The organism is Gaiella sp. (assembly GCF_057140465.1).
Window position 1 is genome coordinate 14,258 of the sequence record NZ_DBNHWK010000016.1, and the last position, 18,775, is coordinate 33,032.

The 18,775-nt window shown below is 71.5% G+C and carries 18 protein-coding genes; 12 read left to right on the forward strand and 6 right to left on the reverse strand.

The genetic code is table 11. From position 1 onward, the window contains the following. Positions 1-78: 78 nt before the first annotated feature. The 6 genes from AC162C_RS02095 (at position 79) to phoU (ending at position 5,450) form a co-directional block, all read left to right on the forward strand. Positions 79-999: a sensor histidine kinase gene (locus tag AC162C_RS02095; protein WP_484096099.1), complete on the forward strand. Its 921-nt coding sequence runs from the start codon at positions 79-81 to the stop codon at positions 997-999. A gap of 140 nt (positions 1,000-1,139) precedes the next feature. Beyond that, positions 1,140-2,063, forward strand: coding sequence for a PstS family phosphate ABC transporter substrate-binding protein (locus AC162C_RS02100; protein ID WP_484096100.1), 924 nt, complete (start codon positions 1,140-1,142; stop codon positions 2,061-2,063). A gap of 9 nt (positions 2,064-2,072) precedes the next feature. Beyond that, positions 2,073-3,014, forward strand: a complete 942-nt coding sequence (gene pstC / locus AC162C_RS02105) for a phosphate ABC transporter permease subunit PstC (RefSeq protein ID WP_484096101.1) — start codon at positions 2,073-2,075, stop codon at positions 3,012-3,014. Then, entirely contained in the window at positions 3,014-3,856 is an 843-nt protein-coding gene (gene pstA / locus AC162C_RS02110) for a phosphate ABC transporter permease PstA (RefSeq protein ID WP_462974599.1), read from the forward strand. The genes pstC and pstA overlap by 1 nt, the downstream gene beginning before the upstream one ends. Before the next feature lie 32 nt (positions 3,857-3,888). Further along, entirely contained in the window at positions 3,889-4,791 is a 903-nt protein-coding gene (pstB, locus tag AC162C_RS02115; protein ID WP_462974616.1) for a phosphate ABC transporter ATP-binding protein PstB, read from the forward strand. Next, positions 4,788-5,450 (forward strand): phosphate signaling complex protein PhoU, encoded by a 663-nt coding sequence (phoU, locus tag AC162C_RS02120; RefSeq protein ID WP_484096102.1) that lies wholly within the window; start codon positions 4,788-4,790, stop codon positions 5,448-5,450. The genes pstB and phoU overlap by 4 nt, the downstream gene beginning before the upstream one ends. A gap of 149 nt (positions 5,451-5,599) precedes the next feature. On the opposite strand, the gene AC162C_RS02125 is transcribed toward phoU, so the two are convergent. The 3 genes from AC162C_RS02125 to AC162C_RS02135 all read right to left on the reverse strand — a co-directional run bounded on the left by AC162C_RS02125 (position 5,600) and on the right by AC162C_RS02135 (position 7,867). Next, positions 5,600-6,712 carry an inorganic phosphate transporter gene (locus AC162C_RS02125; RefSeq protein ID WP_462974602.1) on the reverse strand — a complete coding sequence of 371 codons (1,113 nt, stop codon included), beginning with the start codon at positions 6,710-6,712 and terminating at the stop codon, positions 5,600-5,602. Between the two features lie 2 nt (positions 6,713-6,714). After that, on the reverse strand, positions 6,715-7,335 hold the full coding sequence (locus tag AC162C_RS02130) for a DUF47 domain-containing protein (protein ID WP_484096103.1): 621 nt from the start codon (positions 7,333-7,335) through the stop codon (positions 6,715-6,717). A 97-nt stretch (positions 7,336-7,432) separates the two neighbouring features. Further along, on the reverse strand, positions 7,433-7,867 hold the full coding sequence (locus AC162C_RS02135) for an arsenate reductase ArsC (protein WP_462974604.1): 435 nt from the start codon (positions 7,865-7,867) through the stop codon (positions 7,433-7,435). Between the two features lie 127 nt (positions 7,868-7,994). Here AC162C_RS02135 and AC162C_RS02140 point away from each other — a divergent pair, with 127 nt between their 5' ends. The 4 genes from AC162C_RS02140 (at position 7,995) to ettA (ending at position 12,201) form a co-directional block, all read left to right on the forward strand. Continuing rightward, positions 7,995-9,407: a CYTH and CHAD domain-containing protein gene (locus AC162C_RS02140; protein WP_462974605.1), complete on the forward strand. Its 1,413-nt coding sequence runs from the start codon at positions 7,995-7,997 to the stop codon at positions 9,405-9,407. Then, entirely contained in the window at positions 9,404-9,793 is a 390-nt protein-coding gene (locus AC162C_RS02145) for an NUDIX hydrolase (RefSeq protein WP_484096104.1), read from the forward strand. Before AC162C_RS02140 ends, AC162C_RS02145 begins: the two co-directional genes overlap by 4 nt. Before the next feature lie 24 nt (positions 9,794-9,817). Then, the gene (locus AC162C_RS02150) at positions 9,818-10,465 is read left to right on the forward strand and encodes an SCO family protein (protein ID WP_484096105.1); all 648 of its coding nucleotides are present in this window, start codon (positions 9,818-9,820) and stop codon (positions 10,463-10,465) included. A 62-nt stretch (positions 10,466-10,527) separates the two neighbouring features. Beyond that, the gene (gene ettA, locus AC162C_RS02155; protein ID WP_484096106.1) at positions 10,528-12,201 is read left to right on the forward strand and encodes an energy-dependent translational throttle protein EttA; all 1,674 of its coding nucleotides are present in this window, start codon (positions 10,528-10,530) and stop codon (positions 12,199-12,201) included. 67 nt (positions 12,202-12,268) lie between these two features. Here ettA and ppk1 read toward each other — a convergent pair whose 3' ends face one another. Genes ppk1 through AC162C_RS02170 form a run of 3 tightly spaced genes read right to left on the reverse strand, consistent with a single transcriptional unit; the run spans position 12,269 to position 15,596 of the window. Next, the gene (gene ppk1, locus AC162C_RS02160; RefSeq protein WP_484096107.1) at positions 12,269-14,350 is read right to left on the reverse strand and encodes a polyphosphate kinase 1; all 2,082 of its coding nucleotides are present in this window, start codon (positions 14,348-14,350) and stop codon (positions 12,269-12,271) included. 4 nt (positions 14,351-14,354) lie between these two features. Next, on the reverse strand, positions 14,355-15,425 hold the full coding sequence (locus tag AC162C_RS02165; protein WP_484096108.1) for an aromatic ring-hydroxylating oxygenase subunit alpha: 1,071 nt from the start codon (positions 15,423-15,425) through the stop codon (positions 14,355-14,357). Positions 15,426-15,434: 9 nt separating this feature from the next. After that, positions 15,435-15,596, reverse strand: coding sequence for a hypothetical protein (locus AC162C_RS02170; RefSeq protein WP_484096109.1), 162 nt, complete (start codon positions 15,594-15,596; stop codon positions 15,435-15,437). 120 nt (positions 15,597-15,716) lie between these two features. Between AC162C_RS02170 and AC162C_RS02175 the strand changes: the two genes are divergently transcribed. Next, positions 15,717-17,000 carry an ArgE/DapE family deacylase gene (locus AC162C_RS02175; protein ID WP_484096110.1) on the forward strand — a complete coding sequence of 428 codons (1,284 nt, stop codon included), beginning with the start codon at positions 15,717-15,719 and terminating at the stop codon, positions 16,998-17,000. Beyond that, positions 16,997-18,736, forward strand: a complete 1,740-nt coding sequence (locus tag AC162C_RS02180) for a biotin carboxylase (RefSeq protein WP_484096111.1) — start codon at positions 16,997-16,999, stop codon at positions 18,734-18,736. The genes AC162C_RS02175 and AC162C_RS02180 overlap by 4 nt, the downstream gene beginning before the upstream one ends. Positions 18,737-18,775: the final 39 nt, after the last annotated feature.

Below are 18,775 nucleotides of genomic sequence, written 5' to 3' on the forward strand. Positions count from 1 at the left end.
ACAGGTCGTGACCGTCCGGATCGCCGCGCACGACGACGCATCGCCGGGCCGTGCGGCGCGCGATGGTACAACGGGCCCGTGGAGGCCGACTCCCAGCGAGGGCGGTTGCTCGTCGAGGAGAGCAGGGAGGCCGTCGTCGTCCTGGACGCGGACGACCGCGTGGTGCTCGCGAGCCGCCGGGCTCGCCAGTCGATCGACGATCTCGAGGAGGGAGAGCGGATTCCTGCCGGCCTGCTCTCCGGCGAGGCCGGCGTCGTCCCGCTGATCGTCCCGATCGAGGTCGGTGGGCGGCGCGAGCGCCTCGTCTACCTGAGCCAGGCCGGGGACATGACCGCCTACGAGGAGCTCCGTACCGGGTTCACGGCGGCCGTCTCGCACGAGTTGCGGACGCCTCTCGCCCGGCTCCTGTCCCTCTTGGAGACGGCGGCGCTGCCGGGCGAAGACGTCCAGGCGCTCACCGGGCAGGCGCGGCTTGAGGTCGAGCAGATCCGCGAGCTGATCGACGAGGTGATGTTCCTGAGCGAGCTCGAGTCCGGGGCCCGGGTCGTCTCCCTCGGCGCCGTTCCCGTCCTGCCGGAGCTCGAGACCGTCGCCGCCGAGCTCGCCGACAGGGCGAGCCGCGCGGGGGTCGCGATCGCGATCGACGGCGACCCCGCGATCGAGCTCGAGATCAGGCCGCGCCTGCTGCGCGTGATCGGACAGAACCTCGCCGAGAACGCGATCCGCTACGCAGGCCCAGGAGCGGCGTTCACGCTGGCGGTCGAGCGCGCTCCCGGCGGCATCGTCCTGCGGGGCACGGACGACGGGATCGGCGTGCCCGAGGCGGAGCTGCCGCGGCTGTTCGAGCGCTTCTACCGGTCGGACCGCTCGCGGGCCTCGCGGGGAACCGGTCTCGGGCTCGCGATCGTCAAGCACATCGTCACCCAGGCCGGGGGCTCCGTCGACGCGCGTGGAGGGCTCGGTGCGGGGCTCGAGATCCGGTGCACGTTCCCGGCCTGAGCGCGAGCCCGCCCCTGCCGGCGACAACCAGTTCTTCACGAGATGTTCACCACCCTGCATCCCACACTGGCGGCGCCCGCGTCGAGACTGCTGCAGGAGTCGTTCGCGCTCCGACCCGGAGCCGCACGGAGGGAGAGCACATGTCCAGAGTTCACGTGTCGATCGTCGGTCTCTTCGGGGTGCTCGCGCTCCTCGCCGCCGGATGCGGCGGTGGAGGCGGTGGGTCGAGCACCGTCAGCGTCGACGGCTCGAGCACGGTCGGGCCGTACGTCACGGCTGCGGCGGAGACCTTCCAACGGGATACCGAGGGCGTGAACGTCACCGTCGGCATCTCGGGGACCGGCGGCGGGTTCGAGCGCTTCTGCCGCGGCGAGACCGATCTCTCCGACGCGTCCCGTCCGATCAAGGACGAGGAGGCCGAGCTCTGCGCCGAGAACGGCGTCGAGTACATCGAGCTCCAGGTCGCGAACGACGCCCTGACGGTGGTCACCAACACGGGCAACGACTGGGCGACCTGCCTGACGACCGGCGAGCTGAAGGCGATCTGGGAGCCGGGCTCGAAGGTGAGCAACTGGAGCCAGGTGCGCGACGGGTTCCCGGACGAGCCGCTCAAGCTGTTCGGGCCCGGCACCGACTCGGGGACGTTCGACTACTTCACGGAAGAGATCAACGGCGCGGAGGGGGCGAGCCGCACCGACTTCTCCGCGAGCGAGGACGACAACGTGGTCGTGCAGGGCGTCGCCGGGACGCCGGGCGGTCTCGGCTACTTCGGGTTCTCGTACTTCGAGGAGAACCAGGGGACGCTCAACGCCCTCGAGATCGACGGTGGCAGCGGCTGTGTCGCGCCCAGCGTCGAGACGGCGCAGGGGGGCGAGTACACGCCGCTCGCGCGGCCGCTCTTCGTCTACGCGAGCACGGAGTCGCTCGGGCGACAGGAGGTCGAGGACTTCCTCCGCTACATGCTCGAGAACGAGACCGTAATCGCGGAGCGGGCCCAGTTCGTGCCGCTGAACCAGGCGCAGATCGACGAGAACCTGGCGAAGCTCGACGAGGCGACCGGGTAGCAGCGCACCGTGGCGACGCGCGATGCCACGCTGTCGGCCCGAGAGCCGGCCGAGATCGATCTCAGCCAGTCGGGTCGTAGGTTCGGCGAGTTCCTGATCAAGGGAGTCCTCGGCCTCGCGGCGCTCGTCTCGCTCCTGACCACGGTCGGCATCGTCGTCTCGCTGCTCCTGCCCGCCCTCGAGTTCTTCGCGGAGGTCAGCCCGTGGGAGTTCTTCACGGGAACGAACTGGGCACCCCTCTTCGAGCCGGCCAGCTTCGGCGTCGTGCCGCTGATCGTGGGGACGTTCTCGGTGACCTTCTGGGCGCTGATCGTCGCGATCCCGGCCGGCCTCGGGACGGCGATCTACCTCAGCGAGTACGCGAGCCCGCGCACGCGGGGCACGTTGAAGCCGGTGCTGGAGATCCTCGCCGGCATCCCGACGGTCGTCTACGGGTACTTCGCGCTGACCGCGGTGACGCCGCTCCTGCGTGACATCGGGATCGAGGTCGACATCTTCAACCCGCTCTCCGGCGGCCTCGTCGTCGGCGTGATGCTGATCCCGACCGTCGCGTCGCTGTCGGAGGACGCGATGGCCTCCGTCCCGCAGGCGCTCCGTGACGGCGCGTACGGCCTGGGTGCCGACCGTCTGCAGGTGTCGCTCAAGGTGGTCGTGCCGGCTGCGATCTCCGGGATCATCGCCTCGTTCGTGCTCGCGATCTCGCGGGCGGTCGGGGAGACGATGATCGTGCTCATCGCCGTCGGCCAGCTGCCGCAGCTGACGCTCGACCCGCGGGCGACGGTGGAGACGCTCACCGCCTTCATCGGCGCCACCGGCAACGGTGACGTGCCGACGGGCTCGATCGAGTACAAGACGATCTTCGCGGTCGGCCTCACCCTGTTCGTGATGACGCTGGTCATGAACGTGATCTCGATCCGCCTCGTCCGCAAGTACCGCGAGGTCTACGACTGATGTCCCGCCGCTGGCAGGCGCGCATCTTCTCGGCCTTCATGGTGCTGTGCCTCGCCGTGTCCTTCGGGACGCTGGCGTGGCTCCTGATCGAGACGCTGGTCACCGGCTGGCCGGCGCTCAACGGGAAGCTGTTCAGCAACCCGCCGTCGTCGCTTCCCGAGGAGGCGGGGGCCAGGCCTGCGATCCTCGCGACGATCTACCTCGCGGTCCTGCTGCTCGCGATGACCGTGCCGATCGGCGTCGCGACCGCGCTCTACCTCGAGGAGTACGCGCGCAAGGAGCGCTGGTACAACCGCCTGCTCGAGCTCAACATCCAGAACCTCGCAGCGGTGCCGGCGATCGTCTACGGGATCCTCGGCCTCGCCTTCGTCGTGCGAGGCCCCTTCGGCATCGGGCGCGTCCTCCTCGCCGGCGCGATCATCCTCACGCTCGTCGTGCTGCCGACGGTGATCATCGCCTCACGCGAGGCGATCCGCGCCGTCCCCGACTCGATCAGGCAGGGCGGCTATGCGCTCGGTGCGACGAAGTGGCGGGTGGTCTCGCGCCAGGTGCTCCCCGCGTCGGTGCCCGGCATCGCGACCGGCTCGATCCTCGCGCTCTCGCGTGCCGTCGGCGAGACCGCGCCGCTGCTGCTGATCGGCGCGCTGCAGTACGTCGCGTTCGACCCGACGATCTTCGGTGCCTTCACGGCCCTTCCCGTGCAGATCTACACGTGGGTCAAGCTCCCGGACCCCGCGTTCCAGACGCTCGCCGCGGCCGCGATCATCGTGCTGCTCGTGATCGTGCTCAGCATGAACGCGCTCGCGATCCTCCTCCGCAACCGCTTCCGACAGAACTGGTGATGATGTCGATGACGCAGATCGATCAGGAGCACATGGACGAAGAACGACACCCACCCCCGGAGACCCACGCTCGCACGACCGAGCACGCACCGTCGATCGACAGCTCGCGCCTCGCCGAGGTGTCGCTCGGCGTAACCCGGGAGGAGATCGAGCGTCGCGAGAAGGTGTTCGCGGTCAGCGATCTCTCCGTCTCCTACAGCGGCGCCGTCGCGCTCGCCGGCGTCGGGCTCGACGTCTACGAGAACACGGTGACCGCCTTCATCGGGCCGTCCGGCTGTGGCAAGTCGACGTTCATCCGCTGCTTCAACCGCATGAACGACCTGATCGTCGGGGCGAAGGTCGAGGGCGCCGTCCTCTACCACGGCAAGGACCTGTACGAGCGGTCGGTCGACCCGGTCGAGGTGCGGCGCCGGATCGGGATGGTGTTCCAGAAGCCGAACCCGTTCCCCAAGTCGATCTTCGACAACGTCGCCTTCGGGCCCCGCGCGCTCGGCATGAAGAAGGGGCTGGACGAGCGCATCGAGCGCTGCCTGCGGCAGGCGGCGCTCTGGGACGAGGTCAAGGACCGCCTCAAGGAGAGCGCTCTCGGTCTCTCCGGTGGGCAGCAACAGCGTCTCTGCATCGCCCGTGCCCTGGCGACGGAGCCGGACGTTCTGCTGATGGACGAGCCTGCCTCGGCGCTCGACCCGATCGCGACGGCGCGGATCGAGGACCTGATGCACGACCTGAAGCGCGAGTACACGATCGTCGTCGTCACGCACAACATGCAGCAGGCGGCACGCGTCGCGGACATGACGGCGTTCTTCAGCGTCGATCTCCACGAGGACGGGAAGGGCCGACACGGAGTCCTCGTCGAGTACGATCAGACGACGAAGATCTTCACCTCGCCCGCCGACAAGCGGACCGAGGACTACGTGACGGGGCGGTTCGGATGAGGGTCGAGTTCCAGCACCGACTCGACGTGCTCGAAGCCGGCATCCAGGAGCTCGGCGAGGTCGCCCTGCGCGCCGTCCGTGGCGCCATCGACGCCCTCCAGAAGCAGGACGTCGAGCTCTGCAACGAGGTGATCGCCTTCGACGACGAGATCGACGCCCGCTACCACCGCATCGAGAAGCTCGTCGAGCAGACGCTCGCGCTCGACACGCCGGTGGCGACGGACCTCCGGCTCGTGCTCGCGATCCTCCACGACGCGATCCACCTCGAGCGGATCGGCGACCAGTCGGTGACGATCGCCAAGCTGACGAAGCTCTCCGCCTCCTTGACTCCGCGGAGCGACCTCGCCGAAGGCCTGCGCGAGATGGGCGACCGCGCCGCCGAGATGGTCCGGATCGCGCTCGACTCGTTCGCCGCGCGCGACGTCGAGGCAGCCCGCAGCCTCCCTGACCTCGACGAGCTCATCGACCGGACGAACCGTCAGGTCGTCGACACCGTGCTCGGGATGACGCTGTCGCCCGAGGCCGTGGAGTGGGGGATGCGGATGATCGTCGTCTCCCGCTGCATCGAGCGGATCGGCGACAACGCCGTCGACATCGGCGAGAAGACCGAGTTCCTCGTCACCGGCGAGTTCCACGAGTACTCAGACGCGAGTCACTGAGATCCCGCCCGCGATGTGAGGCCGAGCCTTCGGCCGAGAAGGCACGGATCACCTCGAGCTCGGGGTCGAGGCGGCGAGGCGCTCGTGGGAGTGTGTTGCCGGTCGAGTCAGGGCCTCTGCGGGGTCCTGGCTCGACCCTGTGCCGCGGCTCACGCCGTCGCCGGTGCGGGCTCGACCGCCCGCGGCGGGGCGAGGCGCCTCGTCTCCCAGCGACGCGCGGCGAACGCGGTCGCGGCGATCGCGACCGCCAGGCCGAACACGATCGCCGTCCCGCCGGGCAGCCGCGTGAGCACCTCCATCAGCCCGCCGACCGACGCGGCCATGGGGATCGTCATCACCCACGCCACGAGGATGTTTCCGGCCACCCCCCAGCGCACCGCCGAGAGCCCACGGATCGATCCGGCCCCCATCACCGCGCCGGAGATCGTGTGCGTCGTCGAGACGGGGAAGCCGTAGTGCGCCGTCGTCCACAGGACGGCTGCGCAGCCGGTCTGCGCCGCGAACCCCTGCGGCGGGTCGATCTTCGCGATCCGCGTCCCCATCGTGCGAATGATGCGCCAGCCGCCCGCATAGGTCCCGAGCGCCATCGCGAGCGCCGCCGACACGATCACCCACGTCGGTGGACGGCTGAAGTCGGCGTCGAGCTCCCCGCTCGCCACCAGCGCGAGCGCGATGATGCCCATGGTCTTCTGCGCGTCGTTCGTCCCGTGCGTGAACGCGACGAAGCTGCCGGAGATGATCTGCCCGCGGCGGAAGAAGCGGTTGACGCGATCGGGTCGGCGCCGTGCCACCGTCCAGACGATCGCGAGGATGAGCAGGAACGCCGTCACGAAGCCGAACACCGGTGCGAGGAGCGACGGGATCAGGACCTTGTCCTTGATCCCCTGCCACTGGACGACGTCCCAGCCTGCAGCGGCGATGGCCGAGCCGAGGACGCCGCCGATCAGGGCATGGCTCGAGCTCGACGGCAACCCGAGGAACCACGTGATCAGGTTCCACGTGATCGCGCCGACGAGGCCGGCGAGCACGATCTCGAGCGTGATCGCGGACGGGTCGACGATGCCCTTCGCGATCGTCGCCGCGACCTTGATCGACACGAACGCTCCCGCGAAGTTGAGGACCGCGGCGATCAGCACGGCGACGCGCGGCGACAGGGCCTTCGTCGAGATCGTCGTGGCGACGGCGTTCGCCGTGTCGTGGAAGCCGTTCGTGAAGTCGAAGAAGAGCGCGACGGCGACGACGGCGACGAGAGTCGCGTCCATCGTCAGGCGTTCTTGACGACGATGTTGGCGATCACGTTCGCCGCTGTCTCGCAGGCGTCGAGAGCCCGCTCGAGCGCCTCGTAGATGTCCTTCCAGCGGATCACGATCAACGGGTCGATCTTGGAGTCGTGGAACAGCGAGGCGAGGGCATCGCGCAGGAGCCGGTCACCCTGGTCCTCCAGCGACTTCATGTCGACGAGGGCCTGTGACACGCCGCGCATGCCCTTCAGGTTCTCGCACGCCGTGGCGAGGTGCCCGACTGCCTCGACGATGATCGCGCACTGCTCGACGGCGTGCCGCGTCGGCATCTCGACCCCGTAGAGCCCGAGCAGGTCCGACGCCTCCTCGAGGTAGTCGACGACGTCGTCGATCTCGGTTGCGAGCAGGTAGATGTCGTCGCGGTCGAACGGGGTGACGTACTGGGTGTTGAGGAGCTGGATCGTCTGCCGCGTCAGCGTGTCGCCCTTCGTCTCCGCCGCTTTCACCTGCTCCTGCGTGACGCCGGAGTTCGGGTGCTCCCGAAACCGCCGTTCGACGAGGCGTGCGGTCTCGAGGGCGTTCTCGCCGGCCTGCGCGAAGAGCACGAAGAACTCGCTCGTCCGCGGTGTGAGCGAAATCCTCACGGCGGCGCCACCCTAGTCGATCGATCGAGCACGCGCCGGAGGAACCGGCCACAGGCGGCACGACCGATCGGAATGGGGGACGCTCCGCGAAACGGAGCTACTGGACCGCGACCCGGAGCTCGGTGAGGAGCCGTCGCACGCGGGTGTCGATCTCGTCGCGGATCGTCCGTACCTCGTCGAGCGACGAGGCCTCGGCCGGGTCGGCGACCGGCCAGTCCTCGTAGCGCTTCCCCGGGATCACCGGGCAGGCGTCACCGCAGCCCATCGTCACCACGACGTCCGCGACGCTCACCGCATCGTCGGTCAGCAGCGTCGGCGTCGCTCCGGCCAGGTCGACGCCGAGCTCGGCCATCACCGCCACGGCGAGCGGGTTCACCACCTCCGCGGGCGCGGAGCCGGCGGACCGGGCGCGAGCGCGCCCCGCGGAGCGGAGGGCGACGAGCCCGGCTGCCATCTGACTACGGCCGGCGTTGTGCACGCAGACGAAGAGCACGTCGACCGGCGCACGCGTGGGATCGGAGGTCTCGGTCATGGTCGCCTCTCCCGGGTCGCCACTCTCGCAACCGGGGCGAGCGCCGTCAACGAGGCCGAGCCTCGAGTCGGTCGGCGCCCGACCGGACACACCTCCCGCAGCGGATGCACGAGTACGCTGAGCATGGATGCGCAAGACCGTCGAGCGCGAGATCAAGCTGGGTGCGGACGAGGGGTTCGTCCTGCCCGAGCTTGGCGCGCCGCTGCCCGAGCGGCTCTTCGTCTCGACCTACTACGACGCGCCCGACCTGCGCCTCGCCCGGAGCGGCGTCACGCTCCGCCATCGGATCGAGGGGGGTGCGGGGCTCTGGCAGCTGAAGCTCCCCCATGGCGCCTCCCGCATCGAGCTGGAGCTGCCCGGCCCGCCTGCCCACCCACCGGTCGAGATGCTCGACCTGCTCGTTGCGCACCTCCGCGGCCAGGTTCCCGTACCGGTCGCGCGGATGCGGACGCGCCGCGAGACGGTGCGTGTGAACGGAGCCGAGATCGTCGAGGACAGCGTCGCCGTGCTCGACGGCGTCCACGTGACGCGCCGGTTCCGCGAGCTCGAGGTCGAGCTGCTCGAAGGAGACGAGGAGACGCTCCGCCGGCTCGAGAAGCAGCTGCGCCGCGCCGGTGCCACGGATGCCGGCCAGGTGCCGAAGCTCTATCGCGCGCTCGAGCTCGCAGGGCCCGTCGAGCCGTACGTCGTCCCCGCGGACGCGACGCCGCGCGAGGCGCTCGCGATCGCGATCCGCGAGCAGGCGCGCAGGATGCTCGTCCACGATCCGGGGACCCGGCTCGGGGAGGACATCGAGGACCTCCACCAGCTGCGGGTCGCGACGCGCAGGCTCCGCGCCTTCCTGCGTGCGGCGCGCCCGATCGTCGACCGGGCCTGGGTCGAGGAGCTCCGGGGCGAGCTCGCCTGGCTGGGCTCCGCACTCGGGCCCGCACGCGACCTCGACGTGCTCGTCGAGCGGCTGCAGGGAGACGCAGCCGCACTCGACCAGGACGCCGAAACGGGGCTCCACCTGCTCGACGACCTCGAGCGCGAGCGCGCCGCGGCACGCGCCGCCGTCCTCGAGGCGCTGTCGAGCGACCGCTACTTCGCCCTGCTCGACCGGCTGGAGGGGATCGCGGTCGACGGCGTGCCCCCCGGCGAGGCCGATGCCACGCTGCGCGCGCTCGCCGCCAAGGAGCTGCGTCGCGCGCGGCGTGCCGCGGCGACGCTGCCGAAGGAGCCGTCCGACGACGAGCTCCACGCGCTCCGCATCCGTGCGAAGCGCGTCCGCTACGCGCTGGAGCTCGCAGGGCACGAGCTCGGCAAGCGCGGCCGGCGAGCGGTGTCGGCCGCCAAGGACGTCCAGGACGTCCTCGGCGACCACCAGGACAGCACGGTCGCCGAGGCGCGTGTCCGCGCTCTCGCCGTCGAGCACCCGGAGTGGGGTGTCGCGGCGGGTCGGATCGTCGAGCGCGAGCGCGCCCGGCGGGCGGCTGCCCGGGCCGCCTGGCGCAGTGTGTGGCGGCGCTTCGAACAGCGGGCCCGGGCCGCGGTCGCGTGACCGAGCCGGTGCTCGCCGCGGGCGGCGTTCCCGTGCGCGGCGGGAGGGACGGTCTCGAGGTGCTCGTCGTGCATCGGAGGCGGTACGAGGACTGGACGTTCCCGAAGGGCAAGCGCAAGCCCGACGAGAGCGACGAGCAGTGCGCGCTCCGCGAGGTCGCGGAGGAGACGGGGCTCGCGTGCGCCCTCGAGGACGAGCTCCCGGCGACCTGGTACACGGGCCCGGGCGACCGACCGAAGCGCGTGCGCTGGTGGCGCATGCGGGTCGTCGACGGCGAGCTCGCCCTCCCGCCGGGCGAGATCGACGACGCGCGCTGGGTGACCCTCGACGAGGCGGCGGCCCTCCTCACGTACGAGCGTGACCTCGAGGTGCTGCGGCGCGTGTGAGCACGCAGGATCTACCCTCGCCCCATGCGGCTCCTGCTCGCGATCGCCGCCGGCGCCCTCGCCCTCGCCACGGGCGCAGTCCTCGTCGTCGTGCTCACCGGGGGCTCGGGGGGCGACGTCGGGGGCGCGCCGCTCGACGGCGGCCCGTACACCGGGAGCGAGGCACCCCCCGGGATCGCGCTCCCGTCGTTCTCGCTCGTCGACGAGCAGGGCCGCCCGGTGAGCGACGGCGATCTGCGCGGCCGCGTCGCGGTGGTCACGTTCCTCGACGCGCAGTGCCGTGACGCGTGCCCCGTGATCGGCGAGATCACCGCCCGCGCGGTCGACCGGCTCGCACCCGACGAGCGGCAGCGGGTCACCGTCGTCGGCATCACGGTCGACCCGGCGGAGGACACGCCGGCCGAGGTCGCCGGCTTCCTTCGCCGCCATCGCGCACAGGGGCGGATCAGCTACCTCGTCGGTGACGAGGACGAGCTGACGCGCGTGTGGCGCGACTTCGGCGTCCTCTCGGTCGCCGTGTCGGGCGACGACGACATCCACTCGGCCCCGGTCCGGATCTACGGGCCCGACGGCGAGTGGCTGGCGACGCTGAACGCCGGTGCGGATCTCACCGTCGACGCACTCGTGCACGACGTCCGGGTGGCGCTCGGCGAGAGTCCGGAAGGGGGCTGACCCCTGACACATGCCGACCCGGCGCCCGGCCGGGGGCCGGGCAGTCGGTAGCCTCATCGGTCGTGAGCGCAGACGTCATCTACACGATGCACCGGGCCGACAAGTTCTACGGCCCGGAGCGCCAGGTGCTGGCGGGCATCTCGCTCTCGTTCCTGCACGGGGCGAAGATCGGGGTGCTCGGCCCGAACGGCGCCGGCAAGTCGACGCTGCTCCGGATCATGGCGGGCCTCGAGGAGCCGTCGTCGGGGATCGCGCAGCTCGCCCCCGGCGCGACCGTCGGGCTCCTGCCGCAGGAGCCCGAGCTCGACCCCACGAAGGACGTCCGCGGCAACGTCGAGGACGGTGTGCGGCCGCTGCGCGACCTGCTCGACCGCTTCAACGCGATCTCGGCCGCCTTCGCGGAGCCCGAGGCGGATTTCGATGCCCTGCTCGCCGAGCAGGCGAGCGTGCAGGAGCAGATCGACCGCCACGACGTGTGGAGCCTCGACCAGACGCTCGACCGCGCGATGGACGCGCTCCGCGTGCCCGACGGCGACCGCGACGTGACCACGCTCTCGGGCGGCGAACGGCGTCGCGTGGCGCTCTGCCGGCTGCTCCTCTCCTCACCAGACCTGCTGCTGCTGGACGAGCCCACGAACCACCTCGACGCCGAGTCGGTCGCCTGGCTCGAGCGCTTCCTCGCCGACTATCGCGGCACGGTGATCGCGATCACGCACGACCGGTACTTCCTCGACAACGTCGCCGGCTGGATCCTCGAGCTCGACCGCGGGCGCGGCATCCCGTTCCAGGGCAACTACTCGTCGTGGCTCGAGCAGAAGGAGGCGCGGCTCTCCGGCGAGGAGAAGCAGTCGGCCGCCCGCCGGCGCACGCTGCAGCGCGAGCTCGAGTGGGTGCGCATGAGCCCGAAGGCGCGGCACGCGAAGTCGAAGGCGCGGCTCGCCGCGTACGAGCGGCTCCTCGCCGAGGAGCAGAGCGTCCGCCTCGACACGGTCGAGATCCACATCCCCGCCGGCCCCCGGCTCGGGGACGTCGTCGTGCAGGCGGAGAGCCTGCGCAAGGGGTTCGGCGACCGACTGCTGATCGACGACCTCACGTTCTCGCTGCCGCCGGGGGGGATCGTGGGCGTCGTCGGCCCGAACGGCGCCGGGAAGACGACGCTGTTTCGCATGATCGCGGGCGAGGAGGAGCCGGACGGCGGCGCGCTCCGCATCGGCGACACCGTCGAGCTCGCGTACGTCGACCAGGCCCGCGCCGACCTCGCGCCCGAGAACACGGTGTGGAAGGAGATCTCCGGCGGGCACGACACGATCACCCTCGGCCGGCGCGAGGTGAACTCGAGGCAGTACGTGTCGTGGTTCAACTTCCGGGGCGGCGACCAGCAGAAGCCCGTGAAGGCCCTCTCCGGGGGGGAGCGCAACCGCGTCCACCTCGCCAAGCTCCTCCGCTCCGGCGGGAACCTGCTGCTGCTCGACGAGCCGACCAACGACCTCGACGTCGACACGCTGCGCGCGCTCGAGGAGGCGCTCCTCGACTTCGCCGGCTGCGCCGTCGTGATCTCGCACGACCGGTGGTTCCTCGACCGGGTGGCGACGCACATGCTCGTGTTCGAGGGTGACTCGCAGGTGACGTGGTTCGAGGGCAGCTGGGAGGAGTACGCGGCCTGGGTCACCGAGACGCGCGGTCCCGAGGCGCTCGAGCCGCACCGGATCCGCTACAAGCCGCTCGTCCGGCCCTGACCTCTCCCCGGCGGCGCCGGCAGGGCGCGCGGGCCCGATCCGGTGGTGACGACGCGGTCGTCCGGGCTCAGGGACGGTTCCGCGCGTCGCGGGCGCGCTTCGCGCGTGTTCGTGCCCGGCGCTGCATCACCGCCTGGTGCACGTGGGTCTTCTGCCCCTTCCCGGGCGTGAGTCGGTTCCAGGTGCCGTCCGGCGCGAGCTCCCAGGCGAACGTGTTGTCGGCGAAGACGCTGTCGAGGATCGCGTTCAGCTCGTGTCGGGTGCGGCTGCTCTCCACCGGCAGGAGCACCTCGATGCGGCGGTCGAGGTTGCGCGGCATGAGGTCGGCGCTGCCGATCAGCATCCGCACGTCGTCACCCGCTTCGAACGAGTAGATGCGGCTGTGCTCGAGGAAGCGGCCGAAGATCGACCGCACGCGGATCCGCGACGACATGCCCTCGACACCGGGCCGGAGCATGCAGATCGCCCGGGCGGCGATGTCGATCGTCGCACCGGCCTGCGAGGCGGCGTACAGCTCGTCGATGATCGTCGGGTCGACGAGCTGGTTGAGCTTGATGCGGATCCGCGCGTGTGCGCCCCCCTCGGCGGCCGCGGTCACGCGCCGGATCTCCTCGATCACCCGCGCGCGCATCGACACCGGGGCGACGACGAGCTTGCGGAACCGCTGCGGCTCGGCGAAGCCGGTCAGGTAGTTGAAGAGCTCGGCGACGTCGGCCGCGATCTCCTCGTCCGCGGTGAAGATCCCGACGTCCTCGTAGACGCGGGCGGTCGCGGCGTTGTAGTTCCCGGTGCCGATGTGGACGTAGCGCCGCAGGCCGTCGCGCTCGCGGCGCACGACGAGCGTCATCTTGGCGTGGATCTTCAGGTCGTGGAAGCCGTGCACGACGTGGACGCCAGCCTGCTCCATCGTGCGTGACCACTCGATGTTGCGCACCTCGTCGAACCGGGCCTTGAGCTCCACGAGGCAGACCGACTGCTTGCCCTGCTCGGCGCAGTCGACGAGGGCGGACACGAGCGCGGAGTCGTCGCTCGTCCGGTACACGGTCGTCTTCACCGCGATCACGTCGGGATCGGCCGCGGCGGCCCGGGCGAACGCCTCGAACGTCGCCCGGAACGACTCGTACGGCTGCTGGGTGAGGACGTCGCCCTTGCGGATCTCCTCGAACAGCCGCGCCGCGTTCCGCACGTCCGCGAGGCGCGGCGGCGCCACCGGGACCCAGGGGTCGTCCTTCAGGTCGGGGCGGTCGATGCCCACGAGCTGCATCGTCTCGGACAGGTCGAGCGGGCCCTCGACCTCGACGACCTGGGTGCGCTCGATGCCGAGCCCGGTGACGAGACGGTCGATCAGCCGGCTCGACGCCGAGGCCGAGACCTCGAGACGCACGACGTCGCCGAAGCGGCGCCGGCGCAGCTCGGACTCGATCGCCTCGAGCAGGTCGTCCGCCTCGTCGGAGACCGCGAAGTCGGCGTCCCGCGTGACGCGGAAGACGGCGCGCTCGACGATCTCCATCCCCGGGAAGAGCGCGGGCAGGAAGTGGCCGATCACGGCCTCGAGCGGCACGAGCTTCCCTTCGACGGGCAGGAAGCGGTCGAGGCCCTCCGGGACCTTGATCCGCGCGAAGCGCTCGCCACGGTCGGGATGCGTCGCGATCACGGCGAGCGAGAGCGAGAGACCCGAGATGTACGGAAACGGCTGCCCGGGGCCCACGGCGAGCGGCGTCAGCACCGGGTAGATGTCGCGCTCCCAGTAGCGCCCGAGCTGTCTGAGCTCGTCCTCGGAGCAGCCGTCGATGCCGACGACGACGATCCCTGCCGCCGCGAGCTCGGGGCGCAGGACCTTCTTCCAGAGCCGCGACTGCTGGTGCGTGAGGGCGGCGACGCGCTCGCGGATCTCCGCCAGGGCCTGGGTCGGGGTGAGGCCGTCGGCCGACCGCACCGCGAGCCCGGACTGCTCCTGCTCGATCAGCCCGGCCACCCGCACCATGAAGAACTCGTCGAGGATCGACGAGAAGATCGCGCAGAACTTCACGCGCTCGAGCAAGGGGATCGTCTCGTCCGCGGCCAGCTCGAGCAGGTGCTCGCTCGTGTCCAGCCACGAGAGCTCGCGGTTGATCAGCCGCGAGCGCTTCGGTTCCGTCCGCGTCGCCATCGCCCTACTCCTCTTCGGCGCCGAGCGCGGAGACCACGAGCCCCTGGAAGTGCGCGATCAGCCGTTCCGACTCGGGAAGCAGCTGCCCGTGCGGGATCGCGCCCGTCCGCACGCCGGCCTGCACCCGCTCCACGAGCACCCGGTCCTCCGCCCCGACGAGGTCGTCGAGCGCGAGGTAGTCGTCGATCCACGCCTGCTCGACGTCGGGCGCGAAGAAGTAGTCGAGGAAGCGGAGCGTCCGCTCCGCCCCGTCCGGGACGATCGGGCCGATCGAGAGGTTAGGCCGGCCGGGCATCACGTTGACCACGGTGCCCGGGAAGAGGAAGTGGAACTGCCCGCGGTCGAGCGCACCGGAGGCGTCGTACACGCCGCCGCCGCCGTCGCGCGGCTCCGCGATCTGGCTCGAGAACGTCGGGTGGGTCTCGAGCCGGTAGGAGTCGCGGCCGACGTCGATCGCCCTGGACAGCGTCGGGTGGGCGATCGAGCAGTGGTAGCACTCGAGGAAGTTCTCGACGACGACCTTCCAGTTCGCGTCGTACGGGTCGATCTCGGCCCGGAGGCCGAACTGCAGCCCGTCGACGTCGACGCCGCCGTCGCGCAGGAGCTCGGGGAGCTCGCCGAGCGTCTCCGCGAGCGGCGCCGCGTCGGGATCCGGGTTCGCGAACACGAACGGCCCCCACGTGTCGACCGACACGGGGACGAGCCCGAGACCCTCGCGCGAGAAGCCCGGCTCGTGGTCGCTCCTCGGCGCCGAGCGGAGCGACCCGTCGAGCTCGTACGTCCACGCGTGGTACGGGCACTGCAGCGTCTCACGGCGACCGTCGCCCTCGCACAGCACGAAGCCCCGGTGGCGGCAGACGTTGACGAACCCGCGGAGCACGCCGTCGCGACCGCGGACGAGGACGATCGGGACGTGACCGGCGCGCGCGGCGGCGAACGCGCCGGGCTCCGCGACCTGACCGACGCGCGCGACGTACTGCCACGACCGCGCGAAGATCCGCTCCTGCTCGAGGCGCAGGACGGACGGGTCCGCGTACCAGTCGTACGGGAGCGTCGTCGTCGCCGTCGCGGCCACGGGCGGAGACTACCGGTCGCGCTCGGCCGCGAGGGCGGGCGGTGCCTCGACGCGTGCGACGTGCGTGGGGCGCCCGGAGCGCCGGCGGCCGGGCTCGGCGCGCGGTCTCCCGTCGCTCCACGTCGTGTGCGCCTGGAGCTCGGCGAGGAGCGGTCGGAGTCGCGATCGCACGCACCCGGATCGTCGCTCTGCGGAGACCGTCCGCGGGACGAAATGTGGTGTCGATGCAGGGAAGAATCAGCGGTCGCGCGGCGGTGCCGTCCTCCGCTGCGACGCTGGTACGCTCGCCGCATGGCACGGCCGGCCACCGCTCCGACCCGGGTCGCCGACGACGAGCTGGCGCGCGCCCTCGCTGCCGAAGCCGAAGTGATGGACGACCTGCTCGTCCGGCTCGTCGAGGCCCCGACGACGCTCGGCAACGAGGAGCCCGGCCAGGCGATCGTCGAGGAGGCGCTCCGCGACGCGGGCCTCGAGCCGCGTCGCATCCCGATGGACGCCGACGCCCTGCGCGCGCACCCGCTCGCCGCGCCGTTCACCTGGGACGTCGGCGGCAAGTCGAACGTCGTCGCCACGTGGGAGGGCGCCGGCACGGGCCGGTCGCTGCTCCTGAACGGGCACGTCGACGTCGTGCCGCCGGCGGCGGAGAGCCTGTGGAGCGGTGCGCCGTTCGCGGCGCGCCGCGACGGCGAGTGGCTCCTCGGCTGCGGTGCGGGCGACATGAAGGCGGGCCTCGTCGCGATCGTCGGCGTCGTTCGCGCACTGCGCCGGCTCGGGCTCACGCCGCTCGGCGACCTCCTCGTGCAGTCGGTCGTCGAGGAGGAGTGCGGCGGCAACGGCGCGCTCCAGTGCCTCCTCGCCGGGCATCGCGCCGATGCGGTCGTGATCCCCGAGCCGTTCCCCCGCGCCGTCACCGTGTCCCAGGTCGGCGTGCTCTGGTTCCACATCGACATCGCCGGGATCCCGGCGCACGTCGGCGACGCCGGGGTCGGCGTCAACGCGATCGAGGCGGTGTTCCCGGTCGTCGCCCGCCTGCGCGAGCTGGAGGTGGAGCTGAACGCCGACCCGCCGCCCCCGTACGACCTGTTCGAGCATCCGATCAACCTCAACCTCGGCGTGATCACGGGCGGCGACTGGCCGTCGACCGTCGCCGCGGAGTGCTCGCTGTCGTGCCGCCTGGCGCTCTACCCCGGACAGAGCGTCGAGGAGCTGAAGGCGCGGGTCGAGGCGGCCGTCGATCGCGCCGCCCACGACCACCCGTACCTCGTCGCGCACCCGCCGCGCGTCCGCTACGACGGCTTCGCCGGCCAGGGCGTGGCGGTGCCGGCCGACGCCCCGATCGTGGAGGCGCTCGCCGCGGCGCACGAGCGGGTCACCGGCGTCCCCCCGGAGCGCACGGCGACGACCGCGACGACCGATGCCCGCGTCTTCGTCGCCTCCGGGGTGCCCGCCGTGTGCTTCGGCCCGCATGCGGAGCGGATCCACGGGGTCGACGAGCGGGTGCACATCCCCTCGGTCGTCGAGACCGCACAGGTGCTCGCGGCTCTCGTGTGCGACTGGTGCGGAGTGGCCGCGTGAAGGTTCGCCTGCTCGCGGTGCTCGCGGCGCTCGCCGCCGTCCTCGCGTGGCTCCGTCGCCGCACGCGGGTCGAAGCGGCGCCCGGGGTCGCGCCGGGCGGGCCGCCGAGCCCGCCCCCCGAGACGTCGGCGCCCCCGGCCGAGCCGGCAGGAGAGCCCGGCGAGCCGATCCCGCCCACCGCCCCGGCGGCGTCGCAGGAGCCGCCCGCCGAGCTCCCCGAGGCGCCCGAGGGCTGGACGGTCGTCGAGGTCGACCCGCGAACCGGGCGGCCACGCGACGACGGCGTCCTGCGCGGTGTCTCGGCGATCCGGCGGTTCTTCCGGACGAACGACACGCCGGTCTGGTTCGTCTCCGCGACCGCCTTCAACCTGCTCGGGATGGACCGCTGGGTGCGCGGCTTCGGGTTCGTCAACTACTACGACTCGTTCGACGGGCACCACCCCCGCGTGTTCGTGCCCAAGCATCTCGCGCCGCCGGAGTTCTCCTCGATCGAGGAGATCTGCAACTACCTGCTCGGCCACAAGGAGGTCGTCGACCGCGTCAAGCCGCACGGCGGCAAGGCGCTGTTCCTGATGTTCGACGAGGAGACCGAGCGGCTCGCCGCCGACGCCGGGCTGGAGGTGGCGTTCCCGTCCGCCGCGCTTCGTCACCGCCTCGACTCGAAGATCGAGACGACGCGCCTCGGGGACGAGGCGGGCGTGCCGAGCGTGCCGAACACGCTCGGCCGGGCGTCGAGCTACGCGGAGCTCCGCGGGCTCGCCGACGGCGCCGGGCTCGGCGAGGAGCTCGTCGTGCAGACGCCGTACGGCGACTCGGGGCAGACGACGTTCTTCCTCTCGAGCGAGAGCGACTGGGCCGAGCACGCCGAGCAGCTCGTCGACGAGGAGCTCAAGGTGATGCGTCGGATCACCTGTCGTGAGGCGGCGATCGAGGGCGTGATCACCAGGCACGGCACGCTCGTCGGCCCGTTGATGACCGAGCTCACCGGCTTCCCCGAGCTGACGCCCTACGGTGGCGGCTGGTGCGGGAACGACGTCTTCCCGACCGCGCTCTCGGAGCGCCACCGCGCGCTCGCCCGCCGCTACACGACGCAGATGGGCGAGCGCCTGCGACGGGAGGGCTACCGCGGCTACTTCGAGCTCGACTTCCTCGCCGACATGGACTCGGGCGAGATGTGGCTCGGCGAGCTCAACCCTCGCGTCACCGGCGCCAGCTCGATGACGAACGTGACGGCGGTCGCCTACGGCGACATGCCCCTCTTCCTCTTCCACCTGCTCGAGTTCATGGGCGTCGAGTACGAGATCGACGTCGACGCGCTGAACGAGGGCTGGGCGCAACCCGGCGCGCTCGACGAGTGGAGCCAGTTCATCCTCAAGGACACGGCGCGCAAGACCGAGGTGATCACGGCCGCGCCACGCTCGGGCATCTGGCGGCTCGACCCCCGGTCCCACGGCGGGATCCGCTTCGTCCGGCGCGCCACGGACTGGCACACCGTCGCCGACGAGGACGAGGCGTTCTACCTCCGCATCGCGCAGCAGGGCGGGTACCGGTACCCCGGAGCCGACCTCGGCATCCTCGTCACCCGCGGCCGCCTGCAGACCGACGAGCACGAGCTCACGGACCGCGCGCGGACGTGGATCGCGGGGATCAAGCGCCAGTTCGAGACGGTGCCGCTGCCGCCGCACGAGCCGGAGCCCGCGCGCGAGCCGGATCCCTTCTCGTTCAAGCTGCTCTGACCGGTCGATCGGGGCGAGGTCAGGACGTCGTGCAGGCGT

Coding starts and splice junctions, on each gene's coding strand:
- phoU (WP_484096102.1), top strand. CDS start 4,788: ATGAGGGTCGAGTTCCAGCACCGACTCGACGTGCTCGAAGCCGGCATC.
- AC162C_RS02150 (WP_484096105.1), top strand. CDS start 9,818: ATGCGGCTCCTGCTCGCGATCGCCGCCGGCGCCCTCGCCCTCGCCACG.
- pstA (WP_462974599.1), top strand. CDS start 3,014: ATGTCCCGCCGCTGGCAGGCGCGCATCTTCTCGGCCTTCATGGTGCTG.
- AC162C_RS02175 (WP_484096110.1), top strand. CDS start 15,717: ATGGCACGGCCGGCCACCGCTCCGACCCGGGTCGCCGACGACGAGCTG.
- AC162C_RS02100 (WP_484096100.1), top strand. CDS start 1,140: ATGTCCAGAGTTCACGTGTCGATCGTCGGTCTCTTCGGGGTGCTCGCG.
- AC162C_RS02140 (WP_462974605.1), top strand. CDS start 7,995: ATGCGCAAGACCGTCGAGCGCGAGATCAAGCTGGGTGCGGACGAGGGG.
- ppk1 (WP_484096107.1), bottom strand. CDS start 14,350: ATGGCGACGCGGACGGAACCGAAGCGCTCGCGGCTGATCAACCGCGAG.
- pstB (WP_462974616.1), top strand. CDS start 3,889: ATGGACGAAGAACGACACCCACCCCCGGAGACCCACGCTCGCACGACC.
- AC162C_RS02125 (WP_462974602.1), bottom strand. CDS start 6,712: ATGGACGCGACTCTCGTCGCCGTCGTCGCCGTCGCGCTCTTCTTCGAC.
- AC162C_RS02135 (WP_462974604.1), bottom strand. CDS start 7,867: ATGACCGAGACCTCCGATCCCACGCGTGCGCCGGTCGACGTGCTCTTC.